We start from the raw sequence: 12,527 nt of genomic DNA on the forward strand, positions 1-12,527 counted from the left end.
AGAATTTCTTTCTAGGCAGTTTCTAAAATTGGTTTTTCAGTTCCGTTAACTGCTTCTTTAGTGATTCGAACCAGTTTGACGTCTTCTTGACTTGGAACTTCAAACATAACATCCAACATAGTTTCTTCGATGATAGAACGTAAGCCACGAGCACCTGTCTTGCGTTCGATAGCTTTGCTTGCAATTTCTTCAAGTGCTTCGTCATCAAATTCTAATTCAACATCATCAAAGGATAGGAGAGCTTGGTATTGTTTCACCAAGGCATTTCTTGGTTCTTTCAAAATACGAACCAGATCTTCAACTGTCAGTTGCTCCAAAGCGGCAAGAACCGGAAGACGACCAATTAACTCAGGAATAATACCGAATTTTTGGATATCTTCTGCAATGATTTCTTGCATGTAAGAGCTAGATTCATCAATGGCTTTGTTGTTTTGGCCAAACCCGATGATCTTTTCACCTAGACGTTGCTTCACAATTTCTTCAATCCCATCAAAGGCTCCACCAACGATGAAGAGGATATTTTTGGTGTCAACTTGAATCATCTCTTGTTGAGGATGCTTGCGTCCGCCTTGAGGTGGCACGCTCGCAACAGTTCCCTCGATGATCTTCAAGAGAGCTTGCTGTACTCCTTCACCAGATACATCACGGGTGATCGAGACGTTCTCGCTCTTTTTAGCAATCTTATCAATTTCATCAACATAGATGATGCCACGCTCTGCACGTTCAATATTGAAGTCAGCTGCTTGTAATAGCTTAAGAAGGATATTCTCAACGTCTTCTCCGACGTAACCTGCTTCAGTCAAGGCTGTCGCATCGGCGATAGCAAAAGGCACATTCAAACTCTTAGCAAGCGTTTGAGCCAAGAAAGTTTTTCCTGAACCTGTAGGACCGACCATCAAAATGTTTGATTTTTGTAGATCCACATCGTTGTCATCTTCACGATTTTCATGGAAGTTAATCCGTTTGTAGTGATTGTAGACAGCTACTGCTAGTGCTCGTTTCGCACGATCTTGACCGATGACATAGTGGTTAAGGATATTGAGAAGTTCGATTGGTTTTGGAACCTCTGAAAGGTCTGCCAAGACTTCCTCAGCTAATTCTTCTCGAATGATTTCTTGAGCTAACTCAACACATTCATTACAGATAAAGGCATTGTTCCCAGCGATAATCTTCTGTACTTCGTCCTGATTCTTCCCACAGAAGGAACAATAAACCATCATATCATTAGATTGATTTGTAGGCATTTTCTTCTCCCGATTCTAAATTCTGTTAATAATTTATTTAAATAAAGTCATATAAAAGGCATGAATAGAATTCACAAGATTGGTAAAGGCATTTAGCAAAAATAGAATGGCTAATCCATAGCGCTTTTTCCGAAGGGTCTGAGAAGCACATACTAGGCAAATTACGCATAAAACAGCCGTAAAAAAGCCAAAGATACTACGTTCCATGAACTAGTCTTCCTTCCTTTTAAAATGTCTAATGGTGAAATCGTAAGGGTTTTTTTCATCTTTTTCGATTGTCCGCTCGTCAAGCAACTGAAACAGATCCCAATGGAAGTCTTCTGGGAAATAGGCGTCTCCTTCCAATTCGGCATCGATGACAGTCTGATAAAGCTCCTCTAGATAAGGCTCGAAGAGACGGATGACCTTCTCACCACCGATAATAAAGAGCGACAAATCCTGATCCTTATACCAGTTTAAAACGTCTTCAACTGAGGTTTTTAATAAAACTTTTTCATTCTCTACATCATATTTTTCATCTCTAGAGAGAATGATATTGGTCCGATTTAGGAGGACGCGTTTGTTTAAACCTTCGTAGGTAACTCTTCCCATGAGAATCGCATGGCCTGTAGTCGTTTGTTTAAAGTGCTGCAATTCAGCTGGCAAATGCCAAGGCATCACCTGGTCCTTGCCGATTACCCCATTCTTTGTCTGAGCCCAAATACCAATTACTTTCTTACTCATTTTTACATCCTTTACACTGATACTTCTATTTTATCAAATTTTTCAAGAAAAGACTGTTTCCAACTATTGCTTCCTTGAGCAAAACTTCCTATTTTTTCCGTCAAAAAAACCGCGATTTCTCGCGGTTTTAATGAGGCAAATCCTAGATCTTAGTCTTCTTTTTTGCGTTTAGCAAGTCCAAATAATGAGAGACCTGTTAAAGCACTTAGAAGAGCAAGACCTGTTTTAGAAGTTTCCTCAGTACCAGTTTCAGGAAGAACTGCTGTTTCATCAGAAGGATTGATGAATTTAATTTCCTTAGTTTCTGGAACTGGTTTTGGATCTGGTGTTGGAACTGGATCCGGAGTAGGTGCCGGGGTTGGAACCGGTGTTGGAGTTGGGGTTGGTGTAGGAACCGGATCTGGTGTTGGCACTTTCTCATAAACGTGCTCTGTATCACCATTTGGAAGTTTCTTAGTCTCTACGAAGCGGTAGCCTGGAATATCTCTCTTAGGAGTTTCACCATCCTCGATTGGATAACCAGGAATCTCGTTACCTTCCTTATCCTTGTGACTTGTCTTCACTTTTTCGTAGACATGTTCTGTGTCGCCGTTTGGAAGTTTCTTAGTCTCTACAAAGCGGTAGCCTGGAATCTCTTTCTTAGGTTGTTCATTGTCCTCAGTTGGATATCCCGGAATTGCTTTACCTTCTTTGTCTACAAATGTAGTAACAGGAAGTACAGTTGGTGTGTACGTTGCAGAAGCTTTTGTTCCATTCATATCTTCACGGACAACAGTTACAGATGGTGCTTTTCCAGTAAATTCTGGTTCAGGTTTAAAGGTTACAGTTCCGTCAGGAGCTACTGTATACGTACCAACACCCGGAATTGTCTTCGTTGTTGAACCATCGTCAAATGTAGCCGGAACGGCATCGTTCATTGGAACAATTGGATCACCTTCCTTGAAGTTTGGCTTACCAGATTGTTCTTGACCTTTAGGGCCAATAGTTGTGGCTGGTTCACCTGTTGGTGTTACTGGAGTTACAGTTGGTGTGTATTTAGCTGTTACTGGTGTACCGTTCTTATCTACACGTTTAACAGTCACGCCTGTTCCTGTTCCTGTGAATGATTTTTCTGGTACGAAAGTGACTGTTCCATCTGGGGCTACTGTGTAAGTACCTTCTCCTGGAATTGTCTTCGTTGTTGAGCCATCTTCGAATGTAGCTGGCGTATCATCATCCATTGGAATGTTTGGATTGCCTTCTGTAAACTTAGGCTTACCTGTTTGGGTTTGACCTTGTTTATCTGTTGAAGTTACATCCTCTGCTGTTGGAACAACTGGAGTAATCTTAGGTGTGTATGTTGTTTCAGCTGGGGTACCGTTGGCATCCTTAGCTTGAACCTTAACTGAAACGACATCACCTGAATAGGTCTTATCTGTTGGGGTGAAGGTTACAACACCTGTTGCTTTATCAACTGTGAATGTACCGATAACCTTGCCGTCTGGTGACTTAGCATCTACTGAAGCTGCTGGTTGACCATTTTCGTCAAGAAGGGTAATCGTATCCTTGTCGATTGGCGCAACTGGATCACCTTCTGTGAAGGTTACTGTTCCAGTTTGAACTACACCTTGAGGAGCTACTGATTCAGCAGGTGACGCTGTTGGTGTTACTGGTGTTACGGTTGGTGTGTATTTACCTGTTACTGGTGTACCATTCTTATCCACACGCTTAACTGTTACACCTGTTCCTGTTCCTGTGAATGACTTCTCTGGCACGAAGGTTACACTTCCATCTGGGGCTACTGTGTAAGTACCCTCACCTGGAATTGTCTTCGTTGTTGAACCTTCTTCGAATGTAGCTGGTGTATCATCATCCATTGGAACTACTGGATCACCTTCTATAAACTTAGGCTTACCTGTTTGTGTTTGGCCCTGTTTATCAATTGAAGTCACTTCTTCAGCTGTTGGTGTTACCGGTGTTACGGTTGGTGTGTATTTAGCTGTAACTGGTGTACCATTCTTATCTACACGCTTAACTGTTACACCTGTTCCTGTTCCGATGAATGATTTTTCTGGTACAAAGGTTACACTTCCATCTGGGGCTACTGTGTAAGTACCTTCACCTGGAATTGTCTTCGTTGTTGAGCCATCTTCGAATGTAGCTGGCGTATCATCATCCATTGGAATGTTTGGATTGCCTTCTGTAAACTTAGGCTTACCTGTTTGGGTTTGGCCTTGTTTATCTGTTGAAGTTACATCCTCTGCTGTTGGAACGACTGGAGTAATCTTAGGTGTGTATGTTGTTTCAGCTGGTGTACCGTTGGCATCCTTTGCTTGAACCTTAACTGCAATGACTTCACCTGAGTATGTCTTATCAGTTGGTGTGAAGGTTACAACACCTGTTGCTTTATCAACCGTGAATGTACCGATAACCTTGCCGTCTGGTGACTTAGCATCTACTGAAGCTGCTGGTTGACCATTTTCATCAAGGAGGGTAATCGTATCCTTGTCGATTGGCGCAACTGGATCACCTTCTGTGAAGGTAACAGTACCAGTTTGAACAACACCTTGAGGTGCCACTGATTCAGCAGGTGTCGCTGTCGGTGTTACAGGAGTTACTGTTGGTGTGTACTTACCTGTTACTGGTGTACCATTCTTATCTACACGTTTCACAGTTACGCCTGTTCCTGCTCCTGTGAATGATTTTTCTGGAACAAATGTAACAGTTCCATCTGGAGCTACTGTGTAGGTTCCTTCACCTGGGATAGTCTTAGTTGTTGAACCATCTTCAAAGGTTGCAGGTGTATCATCATCCATTGGAACTACTGGATCACCTTCTGTAAACTTAGGCTTACCTGTTTGGGTTTGACCTTGTTTGTCTTTTGAAGTTACATCCTCTGCTGTTGGAACAACTGGAGTAATCTTAGGTGTGTATGTTGTTTCAGCTGGGGTACCGTTGGCATCCTTCGCTTGAACCTTAACGGCAACGACTTCACCTGAGTATGTCTTATCTGTTGGGGTGAAGGTCACAACACCTGTTGCTTTATCAACTGTAAATGTACCGATAACCTTACCGTCTGGTGACTTAGCATTTACTGAAGCTGCTGGTTGACCATTTTCATCAAGAAGAGTAATGGTATTCTTGTCGATTGGCGCAACTGGATCACCTTCTGTGAAAGTAACAGTACCAGTTTGAACTACACCTTGAGGAGCTACTGATTCAGCTGGAGCTGCTGTAGGAGTTACTGGTGTTACTGTTGGTGTGTACTTACCTGTTACTGGTGTACCATTCTTATCTACACGTTTCACAGTCACGCCTGTTCCTGTTCCTGTGAATGACTTCTCTGGTACGAAGGTTACACTTCCATCTGGGGCTACTGTGTAGGTTCCTTCACCAGGAATTGTTTTCGTTGTTGAGCCATCTTCGAATGTAGCTGGCGTATCATCATCCATTGGAATGTTTGGATTGCCTTCTGTAAACTTAGGTTTACCTGTTTGGGTTTGGCCTTGTTTGTCTTTTGAAGTTACATCTTCTGCTGTTGGAACAACCGGAGTAATCTTAGGTGTGTATGTTGTTTCAGCTGGGGTACCGTTGGCATCCTTCGCTTGAACCTTAACGGCAACAACATCACCTGAATAAGTCTTATCTGTTGGGGTGAAGGTTACAACACCTGTTGCTTTATCAACTGTGAATGTACCGATAACCTTGCCATCTGGTGACTTAGCATCTACTGAAGCTGCTGGTTGACCATTTTCATCAAGAAGGGTAATCGTATCCTTGTCGATTGGCGCAACTGGATCACCTTCTGTGAAAGTAACTGTACCAGTTTGAACTACACCTTGAGGGGCTACTGATTCAGCAGGTGACGCTGTTGGTGTCACAGGTGTTACGGTTGGCGTGTAAGTTGCAGAAGCTTTTGTTCCGTTCATGTCTTCACGAACTACAGTTACTGCAGGTGCTTTACCAACAAATGATTTTTCTGGTACAAATGTAACTGTTCCATCTGGAGCTACTGTGTAAGTACCTACTCCTTCAACCTTCTTACTTGTAGTTCCATCATCAAATTTAGCCGGAACAGCTTCGTTAATGGCTACAGTCTTTTCAACACCATCAATTTCAGCAGTACCACCTTTAAATTCTGGTTTACCTTTTTGAGTCGCACCTTGAACATTTATAGTTTCTGCTGGTGTTGCGGTTGGGGTTACTGGAACGATTTCTGGTGTGTAAGTTGTATCCACCTTGATACCGTTTGAACTTTCAGCTTGAACCTTAGCTGGGGTTACTTTACCAGTGTATGATTTGTCTGTTGGTGTGAAGGTTACTTGCCCTGTTACTGGATCAATAGAGAAAGTACCAATTTCAGTTGTACCATCTTCAGCAAAGGCTGGTGTGCTTGAAACTTCGTTACCATCTTTATCTAGCAATGTGTAGCTATTGTCTTTAATGGTAATAGCTTTATCTTCACCATTTACTTGAACAGTAGTTCCTGCAAAGGTTGGTGTCCCTATTTGTGTTGCACCTTGGATATCTTTAGAAGTTGCAGGGTTTGCAGTTGGAACTGCTGGCACAACAGTTGGTGTGTAGGTCGCATCTGAAGTAATGGTTGCAGTCTTACCATTAGCATTTGTAATAGTAGCAGTTGCCTGAACAGTTACGCCTTTTGCAGTACCAACAAAGTCTTTTTCTGGCGCAAATGTTACTGCTCCAGTCGTTGGGTCGATAGTATAGCTACCTTCACCTGCTACTGTCACTGTTGTTTCATCAGTTGGTTGACCAGTTGCGGGATCCACCAATTTCTTTCTTGTGATTTCAGCAGTCTTGTCGTTGCTCAACTCAAATGTAGGAGTTTGTGTTTGAGGAACGTTTTGAACATCCACAGAAACCTTGTCTGTAGGAGTCACTGTGATTGGAGTAACCGTTGGTGTGTATTTAGCTGTAGCAGTCTTGATGTACTCCTGTTGGATCTTACCATCTTTGTTTCGACCAACTGGCGCTGACAATGTAACATCCACACCTTTAGCTGTACCAGTAAAGCTTGGTTCTGGAGTGAAGGTTACTTCACCTGTTGAAGGATTGATCGTGTATGTCCCTTCCCCTTCAACTGTTACAGATGGCTCATCAATCGTGCGACCTGTAGCTGGATCTACCAACTTAGCAGGATATTCTGCACTTGGAGTGATTGCAATCTTGTCACCATTTGAGTTAGTCGCAGTTGTGTTAAAGGTCGGTGTTTCTTTTTGAGTTGCACCTTGAATATCTTTAGAAGTCTTGTCAACCCCTTCAATGTCAATCGGTGTTACAGTAGGAACATATTGACCATCCATAGTATTTAATTGGCCATTCACATTAGGCTCGCTGTCTGGGAATTTTGTTGACCAACCAGTATCATAGCCATTATTATCTGAACGACGGATAGAGATACCATCAGCTGTTCCTAGGAAGTTATCTTCTGGGATAAACTCAACGTCTACATCTTTGCCCTTAGCAGTAATCTTGTATTTACCTTGTCCTTGAACGACGTAGTAACCGTCTGCGTCAAGGGTTGCGCGGTTGCCATCTTTGTCAACGATGTATGGTTCTACAGTTTCATCAATAACAGCATTAGAATCACGTTCAAACTTGTGTTCTCCACGTGCTGTAAAGGCAACAGTTGCTGATTGTTTCGTACCTTGAGGGCCACTTGTTTCCTTAAATTCTCCTTTTGGTGGGTGGGTGATTTGAGTCTTGAAGTCTTCTACTTCACCTGAGAAGGCCATGCCAGTTGGGCTTTCGATCTCGTTCGCTTTCTTAGCGATACGAACACGAGCACCTAACTCTTTAACGCTTGGGTCGACGTAAGTCTTGCTGTTTGCAAAGGTCAACTCAACAGTACCATCTTGTGTGATTGTAGCGAGATTTGAGCGTTCATCTTCATCGAATTTACCATTTTGGTTAAAGTCTACCCAACCATAGATATGTGCTTCTGAAGCTCCATCCGTATGAGCTTGAATTGACATCTTGTAGTTACCTGGTTTGGTACGGTCCATTTGGATCATCTCATTGGTTGTCCCTTTGAGTTCCTCTGGAAGCAATTGGTTAATTCCTTCATCGGCCGTAGTTGCCTTATCATCACCGAACCAGTCTTGAGTGGTGTTCTCATCCATATCTGGGCTCACGTTACCAATGTACGGTTGATTTACTTTAGCTCCAGTAACACCGTCTACAGTTGCAATGGTATGGACTGCCTTACCATATGACTCAGGAGCATCCCCTTCATCAAGTGGGAAGAATCCTAGCATTGCTGACTGTTTACCAGCTGAAGCGATATAAAGTCCCACTTCAGATGCTCCACGTGTCATAACGAGTGGAACTGTTCTATTTCCTTCAGAAATGTTTGGTCCAAAGATACCGGTTCCTAGACCACCTGTAACTTGGTCAGGATTTCCAAAGTACTTCCATGCTACTGGTTTCTTATCTGGTCCAGCTTGAGTAGAATTATCACGAAGTTGTCTTAGGTTAATGTTATTATATTTAGGTTTAGAACCAAAAAGATTCTCTGTATCTTGTGGTTCATAAGGAACAGAGGTAGCTGGTCTAGTAGTTTTCTTCCATTCCCCAATGTGCTGCCAACCTTGTCCGTTGGTAGTAAACATAACAAATTCACCAGGGTTAGCAGACTCACCATCAGCCATAACAATAGCTGGCTTAACTTTCTTTCCACGGAAGGTTGCAGAGATTTCAAACTGAATTCCAATATTCCCACCATTATATGCAGAACTCATGGTCGTCTTTTTGGCTTTCGTATCAACGTTTTCATGTTTGATTTCAGTCCAACGGTTTTGGGCATCAGCGATAACGTCGGCTTCTTTGCCATCAGCAAAATATTGCCTAGCAATTGGTGAAGTAACACCCTTTACATATCCATTTTTTGCATTTGGATCATAGGTCGCTTTTTCAGCTTCTGTAGCCCCTTGTTCTTCCATCCGTTTTTTATAGATTTCAGTTGCTTGGAATGGTTTCAAAGATTTGACTTTTACAGTAACTACATAACCAGGCATGATTTCCTTGGTATAGGTTGCCCCAACTTGAAGAGCTAAGGCCTCTTCTAGTTCATTTGGTTTAACTTCCTTTTTAGCGACTTGGATTGTTTTTGCTCCTGTCCAGTTAGCTACATCTCCAAAGTCCAACCAAGAGATTTGGCTAGTCATAGATTTAGCATCAAGATCTGTTGTAAAGCCAGGTTTTTCAACTTTTGGAGTTGAAGTTGCATCTTCAACATCATCCGCGATCAAGTTAGGATCGTTGGCGTCACCAAGAGCACGACGGCTACGACGGCGAACATCCGAGGTTGCTACTGGAACAGCTGGTGTTTCTGGCGCAGGTGCTACTACAGCTGCAGAAACTGTTTCTTTATTATCAGTTGCTGTTCCTTCTGTCCCTTTGTTACTTGGGTTTGTTGATCCTTCTGCCACTGCAGGAGTTGCTACTGGAGCCTTTTCTTCAACAGGAGCTGTTGTAGTTGGGGCTGTTTCTGGTGCAGTTACAGGAGCTTCAGCTTGGTATGTTGTAGCTGAAGTTGAAACTTCACTAGTTGTTGAAACGGGTGCTTCCGTTGTAATCGCAGGTTGGCCTGCTTCTTCTTTCGTTGCAACCCCTACTTGGTTCTCTGCGTTTTCATCAGCTGCGACGCTTGAAGCTGTCCCAACCATCACTAGCGTCCCTAAAAGAACCGAGCATACTCCGACATTCAATTTTCGAATTGAAAATCTACTAATACGATCATTGAATAAATCCTTACTCACTTAAATTCCTCCAAAAATTTTAAAACTTATATTTATATTTTACGGCTAATGCCTAACCTTATTAATTCTACCAAATTAATTTAACTATTCAAAATACAATGTCTCAAAAATTGATCAATTTTTTAAAATTTGACGATATTACTAATCATTAAATTTAAAAAATAGGAAGTACGAATCATTATTTAAAAAATAACAAACGGTCTTCCTATTTTTGTCAACTAACAATAATCTCTATATAGCTAAATCAAACTTCAACTGAGGTTTGACAGGATCATAATCCTCTAGTACAAAATCTTCAGGTTTGATAGCAAAGAAATCTGTACCATCTGGCACATTCAAAACCAAACGAGGCTTGCAATCAGAAGGCTCACGCCGAAGCAATTCCTCCGCCTGTTCGAATTGGTTATCATAGATGTGCAGGTTGTTAATAAAGTAAAAGAACTTGCCAACCTTCCAGCCAAAGTGCTTGGCAATCATCATTTGAAGAGCTACGTATTGCATGGCATTGATATGGTGCGCCACCAACATATCATTGGAACGTTGGGTCAAAGTTGCATCCAGATAGATTTCACCATCGACACGACGCACATCAAACATGGTTTGAAAAGCACAAGGCAAGAGCCCTTCCGACTCTTCAAATGCTTGGTAATCCCAGAGAGAAATAATATTGCGTCGATTCCAGGGATTGGCTTCCAGCTGTTTGAGAATCTTGTTGATGATGTCGTGTTTTTTAACGACAGCACCATAGCGTTCACCAATCGTCCCTGTATCTCCCACTTCCCAATCATTCCAGTAGCGTACCTGGTACTTATCATTTAGGAGCTCTAAACTATTAGACTGATCCTGGTAGATCCAGAGCATCTCCTTGATAGCCGACTTGATGGCAATAGGACGAAGGGTCGTAATCGGAAACTCGCCCTTGGCCAGATCAAACTCCATAAAAGCTCCCGTGATGTACTTGGAATTGGCTGTTGTGCCATCCTTGTACTTGGGCCGAGCTTGCTCAGACCAGACGCCTTCTTCCATAATTCTTCGAATATTTTCTTTAAAAAGGATATCTGCTTTTGTCATTCAATCTCCTTAAATACTGTAATACCTACATTATAACACAGGATAAAAGAAAAGAGGTCCAAATGATTCGATTTGGATCTCTTTCAAATAAATTCTATTGTAGGACAAGCGATGCAGCTCCAATAACTCCTGCATCATTTCCAAGATTAGCAAGCACCAATTGGGTTGACGTACGGACTTGTGGGAAGGTATTCTCGTCAAAGACCTTTTGAACCCCATCCAAGAGGAATTGTCCTGCTGCTGATACACCACCACCGATGACAATGTTGGCTGGGTTCAAGACACTAGCGATGTTGGCGCAAGCAATACCCAAGTATTGAGAGAAATGACGGTAGACAATCAAGGCCAACTCATCTCCATCTTTAGCAAGATCAAAGACTGTCTTAGCTGTGACTTCTTCGCCATCATCAATGAGACGTTTCAAGGTCGCATCTCCTGCGTATTCATCTGCATAACGGCGGGTCAAATTGACAATACCAGTCGCTGAAGCTACTGTTTCCAAGCAACCTTTCTTCCCACAGGTACAATCAAATGGACGATCAAAATCAACTGTGATATGGCCAAGTTCACCAGCAACACCACCTGCACCGTGCAAGAGTTTTCCTTCTGCTACGATACCGCCACCAACACCAGTTCCAAGTGTCATGAAGACGACATCCGGTTGGTTTTCACCAGCACCTTTCCAACGTTCACCAAGGGCAGCTACGTTGGCATCATTATCGATGAAGAAAGGAATTCCCAAGGCAGATTCAATATCTTTCTTGATAGGCTGTACAGTTTTCCAGTTGAGGTTGTAGGCTCCAACGACAGTTCCTTCGAAGCGATCCACTGCACCAGGAGAACCCATCCCGATTCCAATAAAATCTTCTGCGGATAAGTTCAACAATTCCAAGCGGTGTTTGATGGAAGCGATGATATCAGGAACGATATGGCTTCCTTCGTCGAGGATATTGGTCTTGATAGACCACTTCTCTTGAATCTCTCCTTCTTGCGTCAAAATGGCAAATTTGACCGATGTTCCACCTAAGTCAATACCAATAATTTTTTTGGACATTTTACACTCCTTTGTTCCTATTCTCTTGACACTAGTATACCAAAATGTGAAAAGGGTTTCAATTGTTTTTCAAGAATTCTCTCAATTTCATTTACAAAAAAAGAACCTGTCTGCAAAAACACAGACAGGAGTTCATTACTCTTCGTTATGAAGTTTTAAAAAGAGCCTCAAGGATTGGACCCCAATCACGAAGAAGAACAATCCCAAAATATGTAACAAGAAGATACTAATAGATAGTGGACTGACAATGAGAAATAAACCTATAAACAGCTCAATCAGTCCCCAAAATGTAAACTTCTTGGATAATTCTTCAGATCGTTTGGATAGGTAATGGGCTTTTTTCAAACTCAAGGCAGACTTATACAAGAGCCAAATTCCAAGTGTAATCGGAAAGACAATCGGCAAGGTCTTATAGCCATATAGCAAGAGATAGACTGCAAAGACTAGCGAGACCACGCTTTGAAATAAATAGGGATCCGACAAGGTCGCTTGGGTCCGTAGACGATAGTAACGCGACAAACGCGAAACTGAAATCAAGAAAAATCCCAGAGAAATCAACCAACTAAAGGTGGCAATTTTTTCGATTGGATTCACAAAGAGAATAAAACCAATGCCACAAAATAAAAATGATGACAATAACAGACTGTATTTGCTAATATGATGCATTCTTCCTCC

6 protein-coding genes are annotated in these 12,527 nt (G+C 42.1%); all 6 read right to left on the bottom strand.

All coding sequences use genetic code 11. The features are described 5' to 3' along the window. Nucleotides 1–11 precede the first annotated feature (11 nt). The 6 genes from clpX to FJR71_RS02735 all read right to left on the bottom strand — a co-directional run bounded on the left by clpX (nucleotide 12) and on the right by FJR71_RS02735 (nucleotide 12,518). Entirely contained in the window at nucleotides 12–1,244 is a 1,233-nt protein-coding gene (clpX, locus tag FJR71_RS02705) for an ATP-dependent Clp protease ATP-binding subunit ClpX (protein ID WP_125336251.1), read from the bottom strand. A 210-nt stretch (nucleotides 1,245–1,454) separates the two neighbouring features. Continuing rightward, a complete protein-coding gene (locus FJR71_RS02715; protein ID WP_140814029.1) occupies nucleotides 1,455–1,967 on the bottom strand; it encodes a dihydrofolate reductase in 513 nt (170 codons plus the stop codon). A gap of 149 nt (nucleotides 1,968–2,116) precedes the next feature. Then, nucleotides 2,117–9,727: a CshA/CshB family fibrillar adhesin-related protein gene (locus tag FJR71_RS02720; RefSeq protein WP_140814030.1), complete on the bottom strand. Its 7,611-nt coding sequence runs from the start codon at nucleotides 9,725–9,727 to the stop codon at nucleotides 2,117–2,119. Between the two features lie 231 nt (nucleotides 9,728–9,958). Beyond that, nucleotides 9,959–10,798 (bottom strand): thymidylate synthase, encoded by an 840-nt coding sequence (locus tag FJR71_RS02725; RefSeq protein WP_140814031.1) that lies wholly within the window; start codon nucleotides 10,796–10,798, stop codon nucleotides 9,959–9,961. A gap of 94 nt (nucleotides 10,799–10,892) precedes the next feature. Beyond that, nucleotides 10,893–11,852 carry an ROK family glucokinase gene (locus FJR71_RS02730; protein ID WP_048716086.1) on the bottom strand — a complete coding sequence of 320 codons (960 nt, stop codon included), beginning with the start codon at nucleotides 11,850–11,852 and terminating at the stop codon, nucleotides 10,893–10,895. Between the two features lie 135 nt (nucleotides 11,853–11,987). Beyond that, the gene (locus FJR71_RS02735) at nucleotides 11,988–12,518 is read right to left on the bottom strand and encodes a DUF308 domain-containing protein (protein ID WP_140814032.1); all 531 of its coding nucleotides are present in this window, start codon (nucleotides 12,516–12,518) and stop codon (nucleotides 11,988–11,990) included. Nucleotides 12,519–12,527: the final 9 nt, after the last annotated feature.

This window comes from Streptococcus xiaochunlingii (assembly GCF_006385805.1).
Classification (GTDB): domain Bacteria; phylum Bacillota; class Bacilli; order Lactobacillales; family Streptococcaceae; genus Streptococcus; species Streptococcus xiaochunlingii.